The sequence below is a fragment of the Streptococcus sp. X13SY08 genome (genome assembly GCF_001182825.2).
Classification (GTDB): Bacteria; Bacillota; Bacilli; order Lactobacillales; family Streptococcaceae; genus Streptococcus.
Map to the genome: position 1 here is coordinate 931,979 of NZ_LFYO02000002.1, position 22,377 is coordinate 954,355.

General features: G+C 40.9%; 24 protein-coding genes and 3 pseudogenes. 4 read left to right on the forward strand and 23 right to left on the reverse strand.

Annotated features, from left to right (window positions below):
• Positions 1–59 precede the first annotated feature (59 nt).
• On the reverse strand, positions 60–1,394 hold the full coding sequence (rlmD, locus tag AEX56_RS05400) for a 23S rRNA (uracil(1939)-C(5))-methyltransferase RlmD (RefSeq protein ID WP_443031017.1): 1,335 nt from the start codon (positions 1,392–1,394) through the stop codon (positions 60–62).
• An 80-nt stretch (positions 1,395–1,474) separates the two neighbouring features.
• Between rlmD and AEX56_RS05405 the strand changes: the two genes are divergently transcribed.
• The 4 genes from AEX56_RS05405 (at position 1,475) to AEX56_RS05420 (ending at position 4,247) form a co-directional block, all read left to right on the forward strand.
• Positions 1,475–2,251, forward strand: a complete 777-nt coding sequence (locus AEX56_RS05405; RefSeq protein WP_049618168.1) for a phosphotransferase — start codon at positions 1,475–1,477, stop codon at positions 2,249–2,251.
• A gap of 226 nt (positions 2,252–2,477) precedes the next feature.
• A complete protein-coding gene (gene recX, locus AEX56_RS05410) occupies positions 2,478–3,254 on the forward strand; it encodes a recombination regulator RecX (protein WP_049618169.1) in 777 nt (258 codons plus the stop codon).
• 71 nt (positions 3,255–3,325) lie between these two features.
• Positions 3,326–3,859, forward strand: a complete 534-nt coding sequence (ntdP, locus tag AEX56_RS05415; RefSeq protein WP_049618170.1) for a nucleoside tri-diphosphate phosphatase — start codon at positions 3,326–3,328, stop codon at positions 3,857–3,859.
• A 70-nt stretch (positions 3,860–3,929) separates the two neighbouring features.
• Positions 3,930–4,247 (forward strand): DUF960 domain-containing protein, encoded by a 318-nt coding sequence (locus tag AEX56_RS05420; RefSeq protein ID WP_049618171.1) that lies wholly within the window; start codon positions 3,930–3,932, stop codon positions 4,245–4,247.
• Positions 4,248–4,879: 632 nt separating this feature from the next.
• On the opposite strand, the gene AEX56_RS09260 is transcribed toward AEX56_RS05420, so the two are convergent.
• From AEX56_RS09260 to AEX56_RS05525, 22 genes and pseudogenes are all read right to left on the reverse strand, one after another.
• Positions 4,880–5,011 carry a hypothetical protein gene (locus AEX56_RS09260; RefSeq protein ID WP_269082021.1) on the reverse strand — a complete coding sequence of 44 codons (132 nt, stop codon included), beginning with the start codon at positions 5,009–5,011 and terminating at the stop codon, positions 4,880–4,882.
• 6 nt (positions 5,012–5,017) lie between these two features.
• Positions 5,018–5,836 carry a hypothetical protein gene (locus AEX56_RS05425; protein ID WP_049618172.1) on the reverse strand — a complete coding sequence of 273 codons (819 nt, stop codon included), beginning with the start codon at positions 5,834–5,836 and terminating at the stop codon, positions 5,018–5,020.
• A gap of 1 nt (position 5,837) precedes the next feature.
• Positions 5,838–6,425: a hypothetical protein gene (locus AEX56_RS05430; RefSeq protein WP_131541981.1), complete on the reverse strand. Its 588-nt coding sequence runs from the start codon at positions 6,423–6,425 to the stop codon at positions 5,838–5,840.
• Positions 6,426–6,465: 40 nt separating this feature from the next.
• A complete protein-coding gene (locus tag AEX56_RS05435; protein WP_049618174.1) occupies positions 6,466–7,050 on the reverse strand; it encodes a DUF262 domain-containing protein in 585 nt (194 codons plus the stop codon).
• A gap of 71 nt (positions 7,051–7,121) precedes the next feature.
• Entirely contained in the window at positions 7,122–9,770 is a 2,649-nt protein-coding gene (locus AEX56_RS05440) for a valine--tRNA ligase (protein WP_049618175.1), read from the reverse strand.
• A 1-nt stretch (position 9,771) separates the two neighbouring features.
• Positions 9,772–10,296 carry a shikimate kinase gene (locus tag AEX56_RS05445; RefSeq protein ID WP_049618176.1) on the reverse strand — a complete coding sequence of 175 codons (525 nt, stop codon included), beginning with the start codon at positions 10,294–10,296 and terminating at the stop codon, positions 9,772–9,774.
• 47 nt (positions 10,297–10,343) lie between these two features.
• On the reverse strand, positions 10,344–10,673 hold the full coding sequence (locus tag AEX56_RS09010) for a hypothetical protein (protein ID WP_236682981.1): 330 nt from the start codon (positions 10,671–10,673) through the stop codon (positions 10,344–10,346).
• Between the two features lie 244 nt (positions 10,674–10,917).
• Positions 10,918–11,487 (reverse strand): annotated as a pseudogene (locus AEX56_RS09015) (GNAT family N-acetyltransferase); the annotation flags it as partial.
• Positions 11,488–11,917: 430 nt separating this feature from the next.
• On the reverse strand, positions 11,918–12,409 hold the full coding sequence (locus AEX56_RS09530; protein ID WP_053093939.1) for a hypothetical protein: 492 nt from the start codon (positions 12,407–12,409) through the stop codon (positions 11,918–11,920).
• 21 nt (positions 12,410–12,430) lie between these two features.
• Positions 12,431–12,685, reverse strand: coding sequence for a DUF1912 family protein (locus tag AEX56_RS05465; RefSeq protein WP_049618177.1), 255 nt, complete (start codon positions 12,683–12,685; stop codon positions 12,431–12,433).
• A gap of 174 nt (positions 12,686–12,859) precedes the next feature.
• Positions 12,860–13,861, reverse strand: a complete 1,002-nt coding sequence (locus tag AEX56_RS05470; RefSeq protein WP_049618290.1) for an aldose epimerase family protein — start codon at positions 13,859–13,861, stop codon at positions 12,860–12,862.
• A gap of 229 nt (positions 13,862–14,090) precedes the next feature.
• Positions 14,091–16,592 (reverse strand): leucine--tRNA ligase, encoded by a 2,502-nt coding sequence (leuS, locus tag AEX56_RS05475; RefSeq protein WP_049618178.1) that lies wholly within the window; start codon positions 16,590–16,592, stop codon positions 14,091–14,093.
• Between the two features lie 179 nt (positions 16,593–16,771).
• Positions 16,772–17,272 (reverse strand): hypothetical protein, encoded by a 501-nt coding sequence (locus tag AEX56_RS05480; RefSeq protein ID WP_160315177.1) that lies wholly within the window; start codon positions 17,270–17,272, stop codon positions 16,772–16,774.
• Between the two features lie 95 nt (positions 17,273–17,367).
• Positions 17,368–17,642: pseudogene (locus AEX56_RS05485) on the reverse strand (endopeptidase); the annotation flags it as partial.
• 143 nt (positions 17,643–17,785) lie between these two features.
• The gene (yhbY, locus tag AEX56_RS05490) at positions 17,786–18,097 is read right to left on the reverse strand and encodes a ribosome assembly RNA-binding protein YhbY (protein WP_049618180.1); all 312 of its coding nucleotides are present in this window, start codon (positions 18,095–18,097) and stop codon (positions 17,786–17,788) included.
• A gap of 16 nt (positions 18,098–18,113) precedes the next feature.
• Positions 18,114–19,156, reverse strand: a pseudogene (gene yqeH / locus AEX56_RS05495) (ribosome biogenesis GTPase YqeH).
• 11 nt (positions 19,157–19,167) lie between these two features.
• A complete protein-coding gene (locus AEX56_RS05500) occupies positions 19,168–19,695 on the reverse strand; it encodes a YqeG family HAD IIIA-type phosphatase (protein ID WP_049618291.1) in 528 nt (175 codons plus the stop codon).
• A gap of 100 nt (positions 19,696–19,795) precedes the next feature.
• The gene (locus AEX56_RS05505) at positions 19,796–20,425 is read right to left on the reverse strand and encodes a TrkA C-terminal domain-containing protein (RefSeq protein ID WP_049618181.1); all 630 of its coding nucleotides are present in this window, start codon (positions 20,423–20,425) and stop codon (positions 19,796–19,798) included.
• A gap of 372 nt (positions 20,426–20,797) precedes the next feature.
• Positions 20,798–21,343 (reverse strand): Asp23/Gls24 family envelope stress response protein, encoded by a 546-nt coding sequence (locus AEX56_RS05510; protein ID WP_049618182.1) that lies wholly within the window; start codon positions 21,341–21,343, stop codon positions 20,798–20,800.
• 66 nt (positions 21,344–21,409) lie between these two features.
• The gene (locus AEX56_RS05515) at positions 21,410–21,601 is read right to left on the reverse strand and encodes a CsbD family protein (RefSeq protein ID WP_049618183.1); all 192 of its coding nucleotides are present in this window, start codon (positions 21,599–21,601) and stop codon (positions 21,410–21,412) included.
• A gap of 39 nt (positions 21,602–21,640) precedes the next feature.
• Positions 21,641–22,144, reverse strand: a complete 504-nt coding sequence (locus AEX56_RS05520) for an Asp23/Gls24 family envelope stress response protein (protein WP_049618184.1) — start codon at positions 22,142–22,144, stop codon at positions 21,641–21,643.
• Positions 22,145–22,180: 36 nt separating this feature from the next.
• On the reverse strand, positions 22,181–22,375 hold the full coding sequence (locus tag AEX56_RS05525; RefSeq protein ID WP_049618185.1) for a DUF2273 domain-containing protein: 195 nt from the start codon (positions 22,373–22,375) through the stop codon (positions 22,181–22,183).
• Positions 22,376–22,377: the final 2 nt, after the last annotated feature.

Consider the following 22,377-nt stretch of genomic DNA (forward strand, 5'->3'; position numbering starts at 1 on the left):
TATATCGTTTACGCTGATGAAATCTTCTTCGGTCTCCTGTCTAATCTGAATCGGCATATTTACTTTTCCTTCTTGACTAATTTCACTACAGCCTCGGTCCTAGCCGTATGCGGGAACATATCCACACTTTGAATGTAATGAACATCGTAGATTTTTGCGAGTTCTACCAAATCACGCGCCAATGTAGAGGTGTTACAAGACACATAGACCATCTTGGCTGGTTGGTATTGGAGGATGGTTGAAAGGAGCTTATCATCAAGACCTGTTCGTGGTGGGTCCACAATCATGGCATCTGCTCGGTAGCCTTCCTTGTACCAGCGCGGAATAATGTCCTCTGCCTTGCCAGCTTCATAGTAGCAATTATCAAAACCCATTGCTTGGGCATTTTTCCTAGCATCTTCGATGGCTTCAGGGATAATATCCATACCGCGCACGCTTTTCGCTTTACCCGCAAAGGCGAAGCCAATAGTGCCAACGCCGCAGTAAGCATCGATAATATGGTCACTTTCCGTCACATCAAGTGCAGCGACAGCTTGTCCATAAAGAATCTCGGTCTGTTGGGGATTGAGCTGATAAAAGGCGCGTGGAGAAAGGCTAAATCCGTAGTCCAGTACCTCTTCTTGAATGGTTTCCTGTCCCCAGAGAATCTCCGTCTTATCTCCATAAATGTCACTAGATTTTGAAGGATTGAGATTGAGCGCAATGGTCTTAATCTGTGGAAAATCCGCTACCAGATCCTTGATAAGAGGTGTCAAACGAAGGTCACGGCTGGTCACAAAAATCAACTGAACTTGGTCAGTCGCTTGAGCTTTTCGAATCATAACTGTCCGCACTCCTGCGATCTTACGTTCGTTGTAAATGGGAACTTTGTATTTGTCCAAGAGTGCAACGACACGGTTAATGATCTTCTGGGTCAGCTGGTCCTGCACCAAACAATCCTGAATGTCCACCAGATGATGACTGCCTTCCGCAAACAAACCAGCTTTTACAGAGCCCCCAAAGGACCGTGTTTGGAATTGCAATTTAGCTCTGTAATGCTGCGGTTTTTCCATGCCAATTGTCGGACGGATTTCAAAATTTCCATAACCCTGTGGTTTGAATTTTTTCAACCCCTGCGCGACCACATCATCCTTGAACTTGAGCTGCTGGTCATAGCGCAGATGCATAATTTGACAACCACCACATTCCTTATAAATAGGGCAAGCTGGTTCCACTCGGTGCTTGGATTGTTTATTGATTTTAAGGAGTTTTGCCTCAGCAAAATTGCGCTTGACAGCCGTCACCTGACAAAAAACCTCTTCACCTTTGAGGGCACCTGGCACAAACACCAAAGTTTTCTTGTAGAAACCAATTCCCTCACCATTGATGCCCATCCGCTTAATTTTCAGCGGAATCCGTTGTTTTACTTAAATATTCATAGCCATATTATACCACGATTTGCTGGATTTTTTAGCCAATATGGTACAATAAAACCATGATAAGTGCTCCATTTCAAGACTTGCGGCAGTCTCTACCACACAAGCTTCAACCATACCTTCAAGAGCAAGATATCAAAGATACCTCTGGTCACTCAGGCGCAAAAGTTTTTCAGCTTGGCAATAAAGCCTATCTCAAAATCGACCAAAAAGGAAAGTTGAAAGAAGAAGCTATCTTAATCAAGTGGTTTGAGCAAGTTCATCTTGGCGTTAATCTACTTGAATATATTAGCACAGACAGGGATTATTTACTAACCAAAGCCGCTGACAGTCAAAACGCCTTAGCCTTTCTCAACCAACCGAAGCAACTATGCCAGACATTCGCCAAGGCTCTTAAAGAGCTCCACCAACTCAAGCCAGAACATTTCCCGGTGACAGATAGATTGAATCGCTATCGCGCTATAGCAGAGCAAAACTATCAATCTGGCACTTTTTATGAAAAAGCCTTACTTCCCTATTTTGGCATATCTGACCGCAAAGCTGCCCACGCCCTCATCAAGGAAAAAGGACACCTCTTAACGGCGGATACCTTTATTCACGGTGACGCCTGCCTACCAAATCTCATTTTGAAAGACGCTCAGACTTTCTCTTGTTTTATTGATGTCGGTCTCGCAGGCTTTAGTGACAAACATATTGACCTTTATTGGACAATTTGGTCACTCCATTATAATCTCGAAACCGATGCCTATATCGACTATTTCCTAGATTGCTATGGTCGTGACACAGTTGACCTTGAAAAATTGCAACTCGTTGCCGCCTTTGAAGCATTTGGATGAAGGAATGACGAATAAACTATAGAGAAAGGAACTGAATTCGGACTAGGGACTGTGTGAAAAAGATAAACGACTCCTTGACGCTAGCGTCTGAAACATGAAACTTACTTTGAAAGGAATTGAGCCCGAGCTAAAAGCGTCGAGAAAAAGATAAACCTCCTTGTGCGCAAGCACACTTTGTCGGTTTCCTATTTTCTTCTCGCTTTCTTAACGCTCTTAGCATCTTAATATGCGTATTACAAAAATCGAAAAAAAGAAACGTCTCTATCTGCTAGAGCTGGATAGTCAGGAAAAATGTTATATCACGGAAGACACCATCGTGCGATTTATGTTGTCTAAAGGCATGGACATTTCCGAGCAAGAATTTAAGGAAATCCGAGAGTTTGCTCAGTTTTCTTCTGGAAAAAATCTGGCGCTTTACCATATTTCCTTCAAGCAACGCACGCGCAGAGAAGTCCATGATTATCTGGTCAAGCACGAAATTGAGGATAGCTTGATCCCGACTATCTTAGATCAGCTGGAAAAAGAAAACTGGATCAACGACCTTAAAATTGCCCAGCTCATGGTCGAGCAAAATGCCTCATCAGGCGACAAGGGCCCCTTCGTTTTAGCACAGAAAATGGCTCAGAAGGGCATTGCCAAATTTATCGTCGCCCAAGTCTTGGATCATGAAGATTTTTCGGAAATAGCAGAGCGGGTCAGTCAGAAACTTTACCGCAAATATGACGGAAAACTCCCACTAGAAGCCCTGCGCACCAAACTCCTCCAACAATTGACCACCAAAGGCTTTACCTCCTCCCAAGCTAAGGAAGCCATCCAAAACTTAGACTTGGAGAAGGACCAAGAGCAGGAAGAGGAACTCATTTTCAAGGAGCTGGAAAAACAAGAACGAAAATATGCCAGAAAGTATGAAGGTTACGAGCTCAAACAACGATTAACACAAGCATTGGCCCGTAAAGGATACAGCTATGATGACATTCGCAGTGCCCTCAGAGAGTATTTCTAAGCTAGCCATTTTCATAGAAGTATGGTATACTGTTAAGGATTAAATTGTAATTGTAGAAAGTTGGTATCCAAGTGAAATTACCAAAAGAAGGCGACTTTATTACAATTCAAAGTTATAAACATAATGGTGATCTGCACCGCACTTGGCGCGACACCATGGTACTAAAAACAACGGAAAATGCTATCATCGGTGTCAACAACCACACCTTGGTCACCGAGCATGATGGCAGACGTTGGGTCACACGGGAACCGGCCATTGTCTACTTCCATAAAAAATATTGGTTCAACATTATTGCCATGATTCGCGATACAGGCGTGTCCTACTACTGCAACCTGGCAAGTCCGTATATCCTTGATAGCGAAGCCTTGAAGTACATCGATTACGACCTCGATGTCAAAGTATTTGCGGATGGAGAAAAGCGACTGCTAGACGTTGATGAGTACGAACGCCACCGAAAACTCATGCATTATCCAACCGATATTGACTTTATTCTGAAAGAACATGTCAAAATTTTAGTAGACTGGATTAACCAAGAAAAAGGCCCCTTCTCAGACGCCTATGTCAACATTTGGTACAAACGATATTTAGAACTAAGAAATCGTTAAAGTTGCATACACGAAAAATCCTGGTTAACAGGCTTTTTTCATACCGCAAATGAAAGAAAGGACATTCCCTATGGCTTTCACAAATACGAAAGGACGCTATGCCAGCTTTGGCGTTGTCACATCCCTGCCAGACGAAATCATTGATAGCTTTTGGTTCGTCATCGACAACTATCTCAAGGGCGTCATCCCCCTCAAACACATTATCAAATTTACCCTAAAAAACCAAAAAGACAAGATTACTCTCACCTTTTCACAGGAACAGTATCCCAATTCCATTACCATCGACTTGCCCATGAAATTTGACCCCTTCTACCCACGCACCATTCTTGTCATCGATAAAAATGGCAAAGAAACCATTACCCTGCCAGATGAGATCGGTATTATATAAAGAAACTCGACACCAGTTGGTGTCGAGTTTTTGTGTGGAATGAAGCAGATGAGACACCATAGAAAATAAACTGTAATATACACTACTCTTGTCCGCTTAAAACAAGTTAAAAGAATTCTGAGACAGTCCTCAATCTTGCTTTTCTGCTATCCTAGTTCTTAATATATCCCTTCAGTAGACAAATCGTACTGTCCAAGTATTGCCCTCACAGAAAGGCTGAATCTATCAAATACTACAGATGAGTTTTTTCAGATGGCGCCCCTTATCTATCTTTTTCATACCAATGTAAGAAAACAGCTTCTCCTACTGAAAATCATACTTCAGCATTGTTTGAATTATGATATAAGCCACATAAACTATACTGTCATCGTTTAGGACCGACTTCAGTTTTACTGATATTGGTCTCGCGAAATATTCTTACACGAATAGTCTCATCAAAAATTCTGTCAAATAGTTCCTTGTTAATAGGCAAATACAGGGTAGAATTGCAAGTAAAATCGTTGCATGAAAGTAGCTCTGCAATTCTAAAGGAAATTAAATCTAGCTCCTGTATCTAAGAGACCTCAGACACATGGTGATGAGAAATCTCTTCATAAATCTCACAGTAGGTTTCTTCAACACACGCCTGCTTCTCACCCAGATTTACCATGTAAAGCAGACGGCGTTATATCATCCATATTTTGCAAACCAAAACCCGTCTGCCAAAGGTCCCGCTTGGTTTGATAAGGAATATTGGGGGTGTCGATTTGGTAGGTTGATTGCATGGGGAGTCACCCCATGAATAATACTTGTTTAGAGTTTCGGTAATTTTCCAATTTCTGTTGAATAATTGCAAAATTCTCTTCTGCACTGATTTCACTTAATACATCACTAAAATCTTTGATTACGCAGTTTTCATTACGAAGTAACTCAATAACTTCTAGAATTAAACCACAAATCTCTATCCTATTATTTGTAAAACTAGCTTGTTTTACTTGCATATTCCCCTTCATGGAACTTACAGAATTAAGTATCTTGAGAAGTCTACAATAAGAACTTTTTTGAAGAAACATTCTATATTCGAATTCTAAGTAGAGCAATACTTCTTTAATTTTGGGTACGTTCGAGATATCAAAAGTAAATTCGCCTTTGTGAGCATATCTATGACGATCACTAATCATGTTATCATATAATTCTAATTTTTTTAAAAATAACTTATTTGAATGATAACGCTTAAAGAATTTGTTAATTTCATCGAATTTAGGATTAGGTGAAAACTTATTGGGTTCTAATTTATACTCTAAAACAGTCTGATAATCTGTTCTATCAAGATTATCATAGCCTAAAAGCTGATATTTCGTCTCTTTTAGCAGTTGCTCAGCAATAGTATAACATCTTATCAATAATGAGCGTTCTGTTTCTTTTATAGACTCGGAAATCGCAAAATAATTTTCACTGTTTCTTTCATCACTAATTGATAAAATTGCTCTCCTAAATTCACTACGGTTATCATCTAAGAAATTTTTTGCTGTAACAACGTTATTATACTTCTTTTCCAATGCATTTATTTGCTCTACGAAATCAATTCCATGAATTATTTTTAAAGTCATTTTAAACCTCTAAAATACTCCTACAAATAGTGTGCCTTTCACGTAAAAGATCTCCTGTGACCTTATTAACAGCAAATTTCTCAATATTTTCTGAAATATATTTCTTATATTTTTCAACTACCGAGGAATTTATTTGCGATTTTTCCAAAATAGAAGTAGCTAAAAGGACTTCTGCAATATTGTTATTTCTATTCCCATGAAAATTTCCTTGGTCATCAACCTTTTTAAAAATGCTTCTAGTGTCAAAATTCTGTTCTAGCAACTCTAGATTTTTATTAAATAATTCAATAAAATCACTTTCAATTATGTCATCTTTGTTTTCTTCACAAAAATCATTTAATATATATTTCTGGTACCGACTATCTGATTGAAATTTCCCTTGTAAAATTTTGTAAGTAACATATACTCCTAGTAAAAATTCAACATGTCTATCTTTATTAATGTGCTGTTTCCCAAAAATAACTCTTAGTGGCTCACTTTTATTCGCATTTTCATATAAACTGGAAATAAATCCCCCATAAGCAAGAGCTTTCCTAATTTGCATTGCATTTAACAATTCTGAATCCGTATTTATTCTTTCAAAAATCAAATACTTAGCTCGATCATTATCTGGTACAATTTGTCTAAAATCAATAACTGTAACAGTAGCTCTCTTTATTTTTTTGGTCTTCTGGGCTCAATTCATCAAATCTTTTATTGGCAATCGATGAATCTACATTTGAAGAGAGCTTAGCTGGTACATTCCTTTGAACGCTGTTTGTTATACTTCCCCAGTTATTTCCAAGGATAAAATTGCTGATAGCTGTTAATCGCTGAAGGCCATCAATAACCTCGTATTTATTCTGACCTTTTTCCATAAAAAATAAAGGTGGGATAGGAAGCCCCATTAGAATAGACTCTATTAGTTTTGAACATTTTTGGGTATCCCAAACAAATTTTCGCTGCACGTCAGGGATATCAATATCTCTCTCCTGAAACATATCTGCCAACTCGTTAAATGAGCGATTTTCTGTCGAAACTTTTATATCGAAACTATTAATGACTTCTTCTTTTTCAGAAAAAATTCCTTCTAACTTCGCTTCAATAGCCTCAGAAACAACATATTCTAACCTACTAAATCCATCAATAGTACTAACATCAATGACTTCAAAATCATCAACTTTCTGATCCGTGACTTCTAAAATTTCTTTATCAATTACATTAATATATAACATAATAATCTCCTTTTCTTCAAATTATAGCAAAAAACGTTAGTTTTTACTAACGTTTTCTTAACTTATAATACTCAATCAACCAACTTCTTCATCTCTGCAATCCGTTCTTGGGTTGCATCGTACTTAGCTTGGTAGTCGGCTTGTTTATCTTTTTCTTTTTGGACGACTTCTGGTTTGGCGTTGGCGACGAAGCGTTCGTTGCCGAGTTTTTTGCCAACCATGTCCAGTTCTTTTTGCCATTTGGCTAGTTCTTTGTCGAGGCGGGCCAATTCTTCTTCCACGTTAAGCAAATCTGCTAGCGGCAAGAAGATTTCAGCACCTGTGATAACTGCTGACATAGCTAGTTCTGGGGCAACAATAGCTGAGCTGATTTCAAGCGTTTCAGGGTTGGTGAAACGTTTGATGTAGTTGACATTGGCATTGAAGAAGTCTTCCAAGTCATTATCTGCAGTCTTGACCAAAATGGTAATTGGTTTAGATGGCGCAACGTTCACTTCCACACGCGCATTTCGCACTGCACGAATAAGGTCTTTGAGACTCTCTACACCTTTATGCGCAGCTTCATTTTCAAAAGCAGGGTTAACTGTAGGATATTCTGCAGTCACAATTGAACCTTCCGCATACTGAGCAAAGATTTCTTCGGTTGCGAATGGCATAATTGGGTGAAGGAGGCGCAAGATTTTATCCAATGTGTAAAGAAGAACAGAGCGTGTGATGACTTTTTCGTCTTCATTGTCGCTATAAAGAACTTCCTTGGTCAACTCCACGTACCAGTTAGCAAATTCTTCCCAGATAAAGTTGTAAAGAATGTGACCTGCTACACCAAACTCGAACTTGTCAAAGTTTTCAGTCACTTTAGCAATGGTTTCGTTGAGGTTGTGGAGAATCCAACTGTCCGTCACATTGCCAGCTTTGCCATTGACTACTAAATCAACATTCTCTGTTGCTTGAGCAAGCGTCAATCCCTCATTGTTCATGAGAATATAGCGGGAAATGTTCCAGATTTTGTTAATGAAGTTCCATGAGGCATCCATTTTTTCGTAAGAGAAACGGACATCCTGACCTGATGCAGAGCCATTTGAGAGGAACCAACGCAAGCTATCTGTACCATATTTCTCGATGACGTCCATCGGATCAATCCCGTTCCCAAGAGATTTAGACATCTTGCGACCTTCTTCGTCACGGATAAGACCGTGGATGAGGGCATTTTTGAACGGGCTCTTACCTGTAAATTCAATTCCTTGGAAAATCATACGAGATACCCAGAAAGGAATAATGTCGTATCCTGTTACCAAAGTTGAATTTGGATAGTAGCGTTTGTAATCTGCGCTTTCTTCATCAGGCCAACCCATGGTTGAAAATGGCCAAAGAGCAGAGCTGAACCATGTATCGAGAACATCTGAATCTTGCGTCCACTCATCACCTTCAGGCGCTTCTTCACCTACGTAAATGTCACCATCCGCATTGTACCAAGCAGGGATTTGATGCCCCCACCAAAGCTGACGAGAGATAACCCAGTCATGAACGTTTTCCATCCATTGCAAGTAAGCATCATTGAAACGAGGTGGGTAAAAATCTACTTTATCGTCTGTTTCTTGGTTAGCAATAGCGTTTTTCGCCAACTCATCCATTTTTACAAACCATTGCGTCGACAAACGTGGTTCAACTACAGCACCTGAACGTTCTGAGTGACCAACTGAATGCACACGCTTTTCAATCTCAACAAGGGCACCAATTTCTTCTAGTTTCGCAACGGTTGCTTTACGAGCTTCAAAGCGGTCCATACCAGCAAATTCACCAGCCAACTCATTCATGGTTCCATCATCGTTCATAACGTTGATTTGTGGTAGGTTATGGCGTTGACCAACCAAGAAATCATTCGGGTCATGGGCAGGTGTGATTTTCACAACTCCAGTTCCAAATTCAGGATCAGCGTGTTCATCAGCGACAATTGGAATAGCTTTGTTTACGATTGGTAGGATAACATTTTTACCAATCAAGTCCTTGTATCGAGGGTCTTCTGGGTTAACGGCAACTGCGACGTCTCCAAACATGGTTTCTGGCCGAGTCGTTGCTACTTGAAGAGCGCGCGAGCCATCTTCCAACATATAATTCATGTGGTAGAAGGCACCCTCCACGTCCTTGTGGATAACCTCAATATCAGAAAGTGCTGTTCTAGCTGCTGGGTCCCAGTTGATGATGAATTCACCACGGTAAATCCAACCCTTTTTGTAGAGGTCAACGAAGACTTTGCGCACCGCTTTTGACAAGCCCTCGTCAAGCGTGAAACGCTCACGGCTGTAGTCCACAGAAAGACCCATTTTGCCCCACTGCTCTTTGATGGTTGTTGCGTACTCGTCCTTCCATTCCCAAACTTTTTCCAAGAATTTTTCACGACCGAGGTCATAGCGGGTGATTCCTTGTTCACGCAAACGCTCTTCAACCTTAGCTTGAGTCGCAATCCCAGCATGGTCCATACCTGGAAGCCAAAGGGTGTCAAAGCCCTGCATGCGTTTTTGGCGGATGATAATATCCTGAAGTGTCGTATCCCAGGCGTGTCCCAAGTGCAATTTACCAGTGACATTTGGCGGTGGAATCACGATAGAATAGGGCTTAGCATCTGGATTTCCAGACGGCTTGAAAACATCAGCCTCAAGCCATTTAGTGTAGCGACCTGCCTCAACTTCGGCAGGATTGTATTTTGGTGAAAGTTCTTTCATGTTAGTTCTCCTTGATTTGATTCATTTTTTGGATAATGAGCTGCGCTGCTTGAGCAGCGGTGAGATGAGTATTATTGATTTTATGGTAATGAGTGAGCATGCGAGGCGCTTCTTCCGGGTTAAATAGAGCATAATCCATGGTTGAGCGAATATCCTGCTCTGACCACTCAGTATTGCGCTTAGAAGGTTTATGCTTGAGACGATTTTCTGTTCGATTGCGTTTGAGACGTTCATTTATATCTGTTTCCAATTCGACGAACAGCACCTCTCGGTGATGAGACTGAAAAACAGTTTGAATCTTTTCAAGAAAAGCCACATCATCTGCATCATTGAAGTCAATCACGATGGTAAAAATCATTTCTTGACCAGTCTTGGCAAAAGTCTCAAAAAAGTTAAACCGAAGACGCTCTATCAAGGTTGTGCTCTCTTGAGACCAAGGCATGAATCGCAAAACAAAATCGATAGAATCATGATTATGAAACAAAGTCATATCCGTTAATTTTTCAATTTCCTGCCCAATCGTCATTTTCCCTGACGCTTGAGCTCCGATGATGATAAGATAAGGAAAGTGCTTTATAGCTTAAGAAGATAATCAGTGATCCACTGCGCAACCTCTTCTGCTGAGCGTTCCGTATTGTCAATTTTAAGATAATGATGCAAATCTTTTGGAGACTGTATCGTATTGAATTGGCAAGAAGTTGCTGTTTCCACAATTTCCGCTTCAGAAATGGATACGTGACGCTTCAGAGGCTTATGAATCAAGCGTTCCTCACTGCAATTACGTCTCAGCCTTTCTTCCAAACTCGTTTCCAATTCTACAAAGACGACTGACTGCTGATGAGCTTCAAAAGCAGCTTGAATCTTTTCCAAATAGGTCACATCATCAAACTTGGCTAAAATCAATCACAGCTGTCCCAAGCATCTTGCGTTGTTGTTTGGCAAAGCCCCTCATCATAGCTATGGTAATGTCTCGCTGAGCATCCATCATTTCTGGGGAAAAATCTCCCAAAAAACGTAGTGCATAGTCGATAGCGTCATGATTATGAAATAACTCAGCCTTCAATTTAGCTTCTAAGGCATGACCTATGGTCATTTTCCCTGATGCAGGTGCCCCAATCAAAAAAATAGATACTTGTTTTTGATTGATTTCCCATTCACTTCTCAAGAGACCAAAGCGTAGATCATTGCAGCGTCGGCCTTGAGCATCTTTGCGGTCACGAAGAGTAGCTTCTAGGGTAAATCCTAATTTCCGGGCAACAGCCTGAATTTTCTTGTTGTAATCATAACAGCCTAGTTCAATTTTATGTAAGCCAAGCAAGGTAAAACCAATTTCGACAAGTGCGGCAGCTGCTTCTGGAACAATCCCTCGTCCCCAATAATCAGGATGAAGTAGATAGCCGATTTCTAAGACATCATCCGCATGGCGATTGTTAAAATCAACTGAACCAATGACTTTCTCATTACCTTTTAGGGTGATGCCATAGCCTGAAGGAGGTCCTTCTTTTTCAGGATTGGCAGGATAGATGTCTTGAAGATAGGTGATTTCATCTTCTAAGCTTTTGACGGGTGGAAAGCCTGCAGGGTAGCTAACCTCTGCTAGTTTGGCATAGGCAAAAATGTCCTCGACATCGTCTAAGGTTCGTTGTCGTAAGACCAGACGCTCTGTTTCCACTTTAGGCAAAGCTATGCCATCGTATTCTTCTAAAACTTTAAACATAGAGCACCTCCTTTCTCACAAAACCGCTTAACACCGCCACGAAATGCCCGCTAGGGACTCTCCGACTGAAATGACTTTATTTTGCCACCGTTCAAATCTATCTGTCACAACGGAAAATTCTATAGGACTTTTCTTACTCCGTATATTAGTTCTCGGAAAAATTATGATCGATTTTTTCCGAAAGCACCAAAAATCCCCATCCAGCTTACGCTAGACAGGGACGAATTTCGTTTCACGATTTCCGCGGTACCACCCACATTCAGACTTCGAGAGTCCGCTGCTTTTTCATTCAATTGAGACCTTCAGCAACTAGTTTTGACATTTGTGCGGATTTCTCAGTAACGCCGCTTCCTGTGACAAATGGGGTTCAAAACACCTCTGAATGTACTTATTCTAACAAATTTACCGTGGTTAAGCAAGAAGAATAAGATTAGGCTTTCACTTTTACGCCCAATTCTTTCAATTGCTTGATGGTCGCTGGTCCAATGCCTTTGAGGGCAAGAAGTTCTTTCTCAGTCGATTTTGCAGAATCTGCTTTCGCATGGATGCCTTCTCCATAGAAAGTTTCTAGGCGTGCTGTTGCCACACCTTCCATTTCTGCTGTGAAACTTTCAAAATCTCCAGCCGCTTGTTTTGTTTTTGCGACTTTTTCATTTACCAATGGTTTGACTTCTTCTACTAAGTCTGCTACGGGCTCCTTAACAGTTTCTTCTGGTTTTTCATTTTTGTGCATCAAATGATGGGCTGCGTCATGAACACGATCTGTTACATTTTCCACTGTTTTTCCAGTTACTTCGACCACGTGATCTACAACCTCATGCGTTTTTTCAGCTACTGCACTGGTCAATGCCAAGCCCGCCTTACGCAAGTCTAAGAGTTGTTTCTTTAATAATTTTTTACGGTTTACTTTCTTTTTAGCCATTTTCTCTCCTAAATATTTTCTTTAATAATGTTTTTGACCAAATAGCCCGTCAGGCAGATCATGGAAGGATTTCCCTACCTTATAGTTTTCAAGTTTTCCTTGGATAAATTGATAGGCGTCCAACTTGCTTTCATAGCGAATATACGCATCTGCTGCCCGCTCATCCTTGTCTTCTTCCAATACGCGACGGCTTTCATTCATGGCCATCTCGTTGATGGTGACTTGTGTCGCAATCCATTCCTCGAAATCCCTCAGGAATTCCTGTTCATAGTTCACCTAATCAATCCCCCTACAAAAATCAGTATCCATCTCCCTAAACGGTATGATGTTCTAGACGTATTCCAAAAAATTTTAGAAATTTTCTATTCGTCAATACTGCTACATTATATCATATTTTCGACAAAAAAGAAGACCAAGTCGCATAAACTCGGCTCTTTTAGGTATTTTTTGCTATTTCCAGTCAAACTGATAGATCATATGGCTCTCAAAAAGATTATCTTTTTCTAGTAAAATGGAGCCAAATCCGGGAAGATTGCCGGCATTCGGTAAAGCTTGGCATTCCAAACTGAAAACGCCATGTTGCGCCGCAAGCGCTGTTGGACCGTGGTTGTAAGTATAGATGACAACTGCTGGTTGATTGGTTTTGACCTTCAGACGAACTTGTTCATCAGGACTAACCACTTGGACTTGATAATCTGCTAGCGGATTGACCAGCCAAGGGTGATCATAGCCAGACACCACTTGATTTTGCGGATGCGTGAGCGCTAAGCCTTGATCCACCAGAGCTTGCTTACGGAAGTCGAATGGAGTACCCTCCACATCTTCCAAGCGACCTATCGGCATATTGTCCTCACCAAGGCTGGCAAATTGCTGTGCATCTATTTTAAAACGATGACCAGCAATAGTCGCCTGTGGATTTCCCGCCAAATTGAAATAAACATGATTTGTAGAATTAAAAATGGTATCTCTCTCAGAGGTCGCCTTATAGGAAATCTTAACTTCATTTTCATCGGTCAATTGATAAATAGCCTCCACACGAACAGGACCTGGAAAACCATTGAAATCATCTGCCAGCTCAAATGAAAAAATAATGTGATTGGTATCGTCGTCAGTTGCGACCTGCCAAATATGCTCATTAGCAGTGTCTACCCCACTATGCAGCGTCCGACCTGGCTCATTTTCCGTAAAATGAACTAACTGGTCTTTGATAGTTGTTTGAGCACCGGAAATGCGACCTGCTACAGGCACAATAGAAGCACCCACATAGGGATCCTTCATTTCGTATTCTTCTTTTGAAGTCCCAGTTAGTGTCACATTGCGCAATTCACCATTTTCTAACGGTAGCTTAATAGCAACAATGCGCGCACCAAAATCCGTCACTTCCAGCACCATGCCTTGCTGATTGGTTAGGCGATAAAGGGTCGCTCCCTGCCCAAAATCTTGTTTCTCCATCTTATTTTCCTCCTGCATGTAAGAAGGGAACAGCCTCTAGGTTTCCCTCCTTCTTAGGCACTTATATTCTACTTAACAGTACCCTATTTGACCTCAAAATGCAAGCGTTGACATCTTTATGTTACGACCTAGCTAAGGGAGCTTGAAATAAGCCCTCTTAACTGTCTTTGCAATCAAGAAGTTTGTTTCACCGTAGAAAAAGAAATCTGCCAGGCAGACTTCTTTTGATTTATTTCACAACAATATTGACAAGTTTATTAGGAACTGCTATTACTTTGACAATTTCCTTGCCATCAATTTCAGCTTTAACTTTGTCGTCAGCAAGAGCTACTGCTTCTAACTCTTCCTTGCTCAAATCTTTGGCAACTGTCAATTTAGCCTTGACTTTACCTTTAATTTGAACAACGATCTCGATTTCGTTTTCGACAAGTTTTGACTCATCCCAAACAGGCCAAGCAACGTGAGAAATAGATTCACCAGTAGCCACCACCATTTGCCAGAGTTCCTCACCCAAGTGTGGTGCGAATGGTGCAATCAATTGGACAAATCCTTTAGCGTAATCCACAAAGAGTTTGTCTTCCTTGTTAGCAGCATTGACAAAAATCATGAGCTGGGCGATAGCGGTGTTAAACTTCATCCCTTCAATCTGCTCAGTGACAGCCTTAACCGTTTCATGGTAGACCTTGTCCAAAGCTCCGCTATTTTCCGCAACAATCTCTTTAGTCGTGACCAAGCGGTAAACACGATCGAGGAACTTACGAGAGCCTTCGAGACCTTCTTCAGACCAAGCGATAGAGGCGTCCAGTGGTCCCATGAACATTTCATAGACACGGAGAGTGTCAGCACCGTACTGCTCCACAACATCGTCTGGATTGACAACGTTCTTGAGAGATTTAGACATCTTAGCAGGCGCCTGCTCCAATTCTTCACCGGTTTCAGTATTGAAGAAAGAGCCATCACGTTTTTCAACCTTGTCCGTCGCAACAAGGGCGCCACGGTGATCGCGGTAGCTGGTTCCCAAAATCATCCCTTGGTTAAAGAGTTTTTGGAATGGCTCTTTTGTCGGTACCACACCGATATCATAAAGGAATTTGTGCCAGAAACGAGCATAGAGCAAGTGAAGCACGGCATGCTCTGCACCACCGACGTAGATATCAACCGGCAACCATTGTTTGAGCAAATCTTCGTCTGCCAATTTTTGGTCGTTATGTGGGTCAATATAGCGCAGGAAGTACCAGCTTGAACCTGCCCACTGTGGCATGGTATTAGTCTCACGACGGCCTTTGACACCATCTTCACGAGTGACTTCTAACCAATTTGTCAAATTGGCAAGTGGACTTTCCCCAGTACCAAAAGGTTTAATATCTTTGGTTACTGGCAATACCAGTGGCAGTTGATCTTCTGGAATCGCTGTAGATGTGCCGTCTTCCCAATGGATAATTGGAATTGGCTCACCCCAATAACGCTGACGACTGAAGAGCCAATCGCGGAGGCGGTAAGTGATTTTCTCCTGACCGATACCATTTTCTTCCAGCCATGCCACCATTTTGGCAATAGCATCAGCCTTGTCAAGTCCATCTAGGAAGTCTGAGTTCATATGAATACCGTCTTCTGTGTAAGCAGCTTCTGCCACGTTACCACCTTCAAGAACGGGAATAATCTCTAAATTAAACTGCTTAGCAAATTCCCAGTCACGCTCATCGTGGGCGGGTACAGCCATGATGGCACCAGTCCCGTAGCTAGCAAGCACATAGTCAGCAATCCAAATTGGCATTTCTTTACCGTTGACAGGATTGATAGCATAGGCACCCGTCCAGACGCCTGTTTTTTCCTTAGCAAGATCAGTACGAGCTAAATCAGATTTGAGGCTGGCTTGACGCTTGTATTCGGCAACCGCCTCAGCTTGGTCAGCCGTCGTAATTTCCTCCACCAGAGCGTGTTCAGGCGCCAATACTGCGTAAGTCGCCCCAAAAAGAGTATCTGGACGTGTTGTGAAGACCGTGAAGTCTTTGTCATTGTCCTTTATTTTGAAAGTAACGTTGGCACCAGTTGATTTACCAATCCAGTTACGCTGCATATCCTTGATAGACTCTGGCCAGTCAAGATCTTCCAAGTCATTTAAGAGACGCTCTGCGTAGGCTGTAATTTTGAGCATCCATTGACGCATGGGTTTCCGAACAACTGGGTAGCCACCACGTTCAGACGTTCCGTCAGGAAGTACCTCTTCATTGGCAATAGCAGTTCCTAACTCCTCAACCCAGTTGACGGGTACTTCAGCTTCATAGGCTAAACCCTTTTCGTACAATTTTGTGAAAATCCATTGCGTCCACTTGTAGTAATTTGGATCCGTCGTGTTGATTTCGCAGTCCCAGTCGTATGAAAATCCAAGTGCATTGATTTGGCGTTTGAAGTTTGCAATATTTTCAGCTGTAAATTCAGCAGGGTCATTACCAGTATCCATGGCATATTGCTCAGCAGGCAAACCAAAAGCATCCCACCCCATTGGGTGAAGGACGTTATAGCCTTGCGCACGTTTGAAACGGCTAAGGATATCTGTCGCTGTATACCCTTCTGGGTGTCCTACATGAAGACCAGCTCCTGATGGGTAAGGGAACATATCTAAGGAATAAAACTTAGGTTTTGATGCATCTGTTCCTGTCTTAAAAGTGTGGTTTTTTGCCCAGTGCGCTTGCCACTTAGGCTCGATTTCTTTGTGATTGTAAAAACTCATGTCAATTCTCCATGGAAAAAGTTATTATCTTTGCTATTATAGCATAAAATAAAGTCATTTAATACATCTACTCGTCTTATCATCAGAAAAAGAGACTAACATCTTCAGATGTCAGTCTCAATCTTTTCTCTTGCGAGAATTGTATATTGATCAAGATTTTTTAGGAGGTTTTTTTGGAACTATTGCACAGGTGTAGCTTCCTCTGTTGAATCAACTACCGTAGACTCTTCTTTAGCCATTTCCTTTGCTTCAAATAAGGCTTTCAATTGAGCTACTTTTTCTTGCATTTCTGTTACCAAATCACTCAATTCTTGAGTATAGATTTCATTACTCAATTTCTGATCAATGGCAAAATCCAATTTCTTCAAATCTTCTATCAACGCTTGATAAGTTATTGCTTGGTCTCCAGACAGATCTTTGTCCTTTAAATCCAACATTGTTTTTTTGTAATCCGCTAGTGTTGCAAATCCTGCCGCTTTTACAGTCAATTCTTTTACAACAGTAGTCAATGTTGCTGTCGCACTATCCACTGTTTCTTGTCCAATCACTTTTTGACCTAAAGAAATATGCGCTGCATCTACTGCCGCAGTCAATTGTTCCTTAGCAGAATCACCTAATTCGCTACCAATTGTTTCTTTTGCTGTTTCAGCAGCTGCTACCGCGGTAGTGAATTCAGACATATCAAAACGATGACCAAGAATTTGCAATTCGGTGTATCGAGGAGAATCTCCCTCTGCTACGAAGCGCCAGTAGCAAGCAGATACATTCTTTATTTCTCCTTCAACAATTGCTTCACTGGCGTCGTCCCAAGCATCTCACGAGTCTCAAAATTCGCTACCTGCTTGTGAAATTTGACAAAAGTCTGCAAGATAGCATCTTCTGGTAGCTCTTGCCCTTTGAGCCACTTGTCAGTCGTAGCCAACATGAGTTCTTCAATCTCGTCATGAAGGTCCATAAAACCGCCTGTCTGTGCTTTATCATCTGGGATAACCGCCGTTTTTCCCATTCGCCATTGATTGCAGCATAAAAATCGTCTTGTAAACGTACCATTGTTTCTCCTTTTTCACTTTCATTATTATTCCTATATTATCAAAAACATCTGACAATTTCACTTATCAACCTCATTTCGGGATAAATCCTTTTGGTCCAAACAAAAAAGCCTCTAACCAAAATAGAGACTTTGCCTATACTCATTAAATCCCTTTGACTTTGACAGAGATTTTACGATTTTCTTTCTTAGCTGATACTTTAAACAAAATCAAAACACGACCGATCTTTTGCACGGTGTCCACTCCAATTTCATATTCTAGGATTTCTGCTACTTCATGGATATTTTCATCCGTATTTTGTAGCAGTTGCACCTTGATCAGTTCACGCGCGCCCAGCGCATTTCGGATACTGGTTTTGATTTGGTCATTGAGACCGTTCTTGCCAATCTGTACAATTGGCTTCATGCTGTGTGCTTGGCTATTCAAAAAAGCACGTTGTTTAGATGTAAGTGACATAGTTTTTCCTTTATTCTTAAATGATGGCTTTGCGCAAGACTACGTCGACTCCCTTAGGAGCCCAAGCCGCAATTTTCGCTCTGCCATTGACCCGAATCCAGCCTAGACCTGAAAAGACAACATCTGTTTTTTCTGTAATCATGAACTCATGACGTACCAATTCTGGGAAGTCCTTGAGTTCTTTGCTAGTCGGTGGTTTCAAAAGACTACCTGCATGTTTTTGGTAAAATTTGCTAGCCCCCTCTAGTTTGGTCCGGTGCAATTCCAAGGTATCAAAAAGAGTGTTTGCTCTGGATTAAGCTGATAGGTTTTTGGCTTGATTTCCTTTTTAGGACTGATAAATTTGAGGTTTTTTGCCGTCAAATAATGTGCCATTTGGTGGCGGTGGATGATTCCTGGCGTGTCAAAGATGTAGGATCCGTCATCAAGCGGAATTTCAATCTTATCCAATGTCGTTCCTGGGAAACGAGATGTCGTGATAACATCTTTGTCCCCCGTGATTTCTTGGATGATAGCGTTGATTAGGGTGGATTTCCCCACATTGGTCACACCTACAACATAGACATCACGCCCATGACGATATTCCTCGATTTTATCAATCAGCTCTTTGATAGCTTGCTTGTTTTGCGCAGACGTAAGGACCACATCGACTGGCCGAAGCCCTACTTCATGAACTCGTTCTGTTAACCATTGGGTAACCTTGCTCGTCTTGACAGATTTGGGCAAGACATCTTGCTTATTTCCGACCAAGAGTACGTCATTTCCAGAAACAAAACGTGGTAAACCTGGAATAACAGATCCATTAAAGTCAAAGATATCAATGACATTGACAACCAAGGCATCGCTATCCCCCACCTCGTGCAATAACTTCATGAAATCATCATCTGAAATATTGACATCCGAAATTTCATTATAGTGACGTAGACGGAAACAACGCTGACAATACAATTGTCCTGTTTCCAGACCTTTTTCTAAAGCTGATTGCGGCGTGTAGCCTGCAATTTCCTTGTCCTCAGTTTGAATGGCTGTTCCACAGCCGATACAATATAATTCTTCCAATTAAATGTTCCTTAAATTTCTGTTTTGTATTCGATTGGACCATATTTGGCAATGATGCGTTTCATCATGCGTCGTTCCCGCATGCGGTTGGGCTTGGTCTTAATGGAATCCGTCTCAATCAGTGGTTTCACCAAGATAGAACGAATACCAGCTCGATTGGCTGCCCGCACATCTGTCATGAGTTGGTCCCCAATCATAACCACTTCGTTTGGCTGAATGCCAAAACGTTTCATAGCACGGTCAATTCCAAAGGTAAAAGGTTTAAGAGCTCGCGCCTCAAAATCAATTTCAAATCGCTCAACTGCACGTTTCACTCGGTCATAATTATTATTAGACACCACGACCACACGAATACCTGCATCCCGCAATTCATGTAACCATTGGCGCATCTCAGGCGTTCCTTCCGGATGGTTCCAAGCAATCAAAGTGTTATCCAAATCCACAAATACAGCCTTTATGCCGTGTTTTTCCAATGATGTTACCGTCAGATCATAGGCTCTCTCAAGCGCAAAATCTGGCATATAGTGCTCAACTGCCATTTCATCTCCCATAGAATGTAATCAGTTCATTTTACCATAAATGATGCTAAATAGCTAACCAGATGCAAAAACGCTAAACCTTTCAGTTCAGCGCTTTTCATTAATCTAAGTTAAAGAGATTTTTCATTCGAGGATAACTCAATTCTTCTCCGACAAAGTAAATCAAGTCATTTTTTTCGAAGGTCTGGTACGGACTTGGAGAAATTAGCAAATGATCATTGCGTTCAATCCCAACAATAACAGCACCTGTCTGATGCCATACTTGAGCTTCCGCCAATGTTTTTCCTAGGAACTCAGAGTCCGCCGTTAACTTTAAACCGTAAGGCTCCAACGGATACTTTTTTTGCACCCACTTGGTTTGATCCAGATAAACTGATACCAAACCTTTCAATTCCTGCAAATCTCTCTCTTGGTCACTAATTTTCTGCAAAATTCGATCTTTTTGTGTATCCAAAGAGTTCGTCATTTCAAAATTTTCAAGAAAATCAATGGCTTTTTCTTTTGATAAAACTATGGCTCCACTACCATGCTTGACGGACACAATGCGAAGATCTGCCAAAATATTTAATGCTTTACGGGTTGTTTCTGGCGATACGCCAAACATACTCGCCAAAGTTGAACGTGATTTAATCCGTTCACCAACTTCGTACTCACCGCTTGCAATTCTCTGGGCAACCCCCACCGCGATTTGCTGATACTTGGAAGCCTTTACCATTTTTCGATTAAGCATAACCTCCTCCTTTCGTAAGATATCAGAGCGTTAAGAAACCTGTATAAAAATAGAAAACTGACAACGTGTCCCTGAACACACAGAAGTTTTTCTTTTTTTACTAGGATTTTAGCTCAAATTCAATTTCGTAAGATATGAGCCCGAAAAAGGGCAAATTAAAAGGAGGCCAGCAAATCTGAAATCTTTAATTTTGTTAACAAACCTCTGTCACGATGACTAGGACTTTCTAAGCGGTAACTCGAAGAAAGCATAGTTAGACACAACGAAAAGCCTACCTCTCTTTTTCTAGATATTTTTAACTCACATGAAATTTAAAACAGACGAAATCAAAGAACAGACTGTTCCTTGATTTCCCGTTAAAATGAATCAATATTATTCTACTCGTGAAGACTCAACTTGCTCTTTTACTTTTTCCGTTGTATTTGAGATTGCTTCACCAGCTTTTGATGCTTGTGTTGAAACAAATTCACCAGTTGCTTGACCAGCAGCTGTTGCGCGGTCTTGAAGCGTTACTGACGCTGCTTCGAATTCTTCTTTTGTTTGAATGTCAACAACTTCAACGTTTACTTCAACGACTTCAAGATGTGTCAATTCTTTCACTTCTTCGCTGATGACAGATTTAATTGAGTCTACAATTGCAGGGATGTCCTTCCCATATTCTACCACAATCTTCAAGTCTGTGGCAACCTGTTTTGTACCAACTTCAACATTCACACCTTCAGCCACATTGTCACTATTGACAACTTTATTTTTGAGGTCTGCGAAGAAACCGCTACTGACTGAAAGAAGACCATCGACTGATTTAAGAGCTGTACCAATGATTTTTTCAATCGCTTTGTCAGCGTAAGTAATGGTACCTTTAAGATCTTGTGAATCGTGATTTACTGTGTAGTTATTTACTGGATAGTTTTCAGTCATAGTGTACTCCTTCTTGTTATTTCTTTTCTTTGTTCTCTTCAAAGGTTAGGGGTTTTAGAATTTGAACTAGTTACGAAGACCTTTAATAACACCAGATATAGCGTCTTTTACATCTTCAGCAGCAGCTTTTACTTTGCCTTTAACTTGGTCAACTTGACCTTCAGTTTCTACTTCTTTATCACCAGTTGCTTTACCAACCAGTTCCTTGGCAGTTCCGCCAAGTTCTTGCATTTTTGCATCTAATTTTTCTTCTGACATAGTTTTTCCTCTTTCTTCTAGGGAGATAATAGAGATCAATTAAATAACACGTGGTTCTTTGCTTTCAGTCAAGTGACCAATACCTTTTGCGGCCTTGTCAGCTTGAGTAGAGGTAAAATCAGCAGCGCTTGAAGCAGCATCGGTCACACGAACTTGAAGACTAACTTTATCAGCTTCATATTGAGCACGCGTCTTGATGTCTACTACATTCACATTGACTTCTACTACTTCCAAATCTGTCATACGTTTTACTTCAGTTTCTATTACAGCTTTAATCGCTTCATAGATAGTTGGGACATGTTTTTGATACTCTGCAACGATATCCAAATCAACCGCTACTTGTTTGGTACCAACTTCGACATGTACACCATCACGTGTTGTATCCGTATTGACCAACTTGTCTTTTAAATCAGCAAAGAAACCGCCACTTACTGCAAGGAGTCCATCAACTGATTCAAGTGCAATACCAACAATTTTTTCAATTACCTTGTCAGCATAAGTTAATTCACCTTTGATGGCTTGTAATTCTCTTACATCAGTCATATTATTTTTCCTCTATTTCCTATTATTTCCTATATATTATTTTCTGTGATTATTTAAGAATGATTCAAGCAAACCACTTTCTCTCAGATACCAACCTGCCCCAGCTCCTATAATCACCAACACTGTCAACAAGAGAGTTTTGAAAATCCCTAATGTGAGTAATAAAAGTGCTAAAATAAAACCAAAAATTCCACCTAGAATAGGATATTTATACATTTCAAAGACTTGCATAC

Coding starts and splice junctions, on each gene's coding strand:
- AEX56_RS05405 (WP_049618168.1), top strand. CDS start 1,475: ATGATAAGTGCTCCATTTCAAGACTTGCGGCAGTCTCTACCACACAAG.
- recX (WP_049618169.1), top strand. CDS start 2,478: ATGCGTATTACAAAAATCGAAAAAAAGAAACGTCTCTATCTGCTAGAG.
- AEX56_RS05420 (WP_049618171.1), top strand. CDS start 3,930: ATGGCTTTCACAAATACGAAAGGACGCTATGCCAGCTTTGGCGTTGTC.
- AEX56_RS09260 (WP_269082021.1), bottom strand. CDS start 5,011: ATGCAATCAACCTACCAAATCGACACCCCCAATATTCCTTATCAAACC.
- AEX56_RS05425 (WP_049618172.1), bottom strand. CDS start 5,836: ATGACTTTAAAAATAATTCATGGAATTGATTTCGTAGAGCAAATAAAT.
- AEX56_RS05435 (WP_049618174.1), bottom strand. CDS start 7,050: ATGTTATATATTAATGTAATTGATAAAGAAATTTTAGAAGTCACGGAT.
- AEX56_RS05440 (WP_049618175.1), bottom strand. CDS start 9,770: ATGAAAGAACTTTCACCAAAATACAATCCTGCCGAAGTTGAGGCAGGT.
- AEX56_RS05445 (WP_049618176.1), bottom strand. CDS start 10,296: ATGACGATTGGGCAGGAAATTGAAAAATTAACGGATATGACTTTGTTT.
- AEX56_RS09530 (WP_053093939.1), bottom strand. CDS start 12,409: ATGGCTAAAAAGAAAGTAAACCGTAAAAAATTATTAAAGAAACAACTC.
- AEX56_RS05470 (WP_049618290.1), bottom strand. CDS start 13,861: ATGGAGAAACAAGATTTTGGGCAGGGAGCGACCCTTTATCGCCTAACC.
- leuS (WP_049618178.1), bottom strand. CDS start 16,592: ATGAGTTTTTACAATCACAAAGAAATCGAGCCTAAGTGGCAAGCGCAC.
- AEX56_RS05480 (WP_160315177.1), bottom strand. CDS start 17,272: ATGTCTGAATTCACTACCGCGGTAGCAGCTGCTGAAACAGCAAAAGAA.
- yhbY (WP_049618180.1), bottom strand. CDS start 18,097: ATGTCACTTACATCTAAACAACGTGCTTTTTTGAATAGCCAAGCACAC.
- AEX56_RS05500 (WP_049618291.1), bottom strand. CDS start 19,695: ATGGCAGTTGAGCACTATATGCCAGATTTTGCGCTTGAGAGAGCCTAT.
- AEX56_RS05505 (WP_049618181.1), bottom strand. CDS start 20,425: ATGCTTAATCGAAAAATGGTAAAGGCTTCCAAGTATCAGCAAATCGCG.
- AEX56_RS05510 (WP_049618182.1), bottom strand. CDS start 21,343: ATGACTGAAAACTATCCAGTAAATAACTACACAGTAAATCACGATTCA.
- AEX56_RS05515 (WP_049618183.1), bottom strand. CDS start 21,601: ATGTCAGAAGAAAAATTAGATGCAAAAATGCAAGAACTTGGCGGAACT.
- AEX56_RS05520 (WP_049618184.1), bottom strand. CDS start 22,144: ATGACTGATGTAAGAGAATTACAAGCCATCAAAGGTGAATTAACTTAT.
- AEX56_RS05525 (WP_049618185.1), bottom strand. CDS start 22,375: ATGCAAGTCTTTGAAATGTATAAATATCCTATTCTAGGTGGAATTTTT.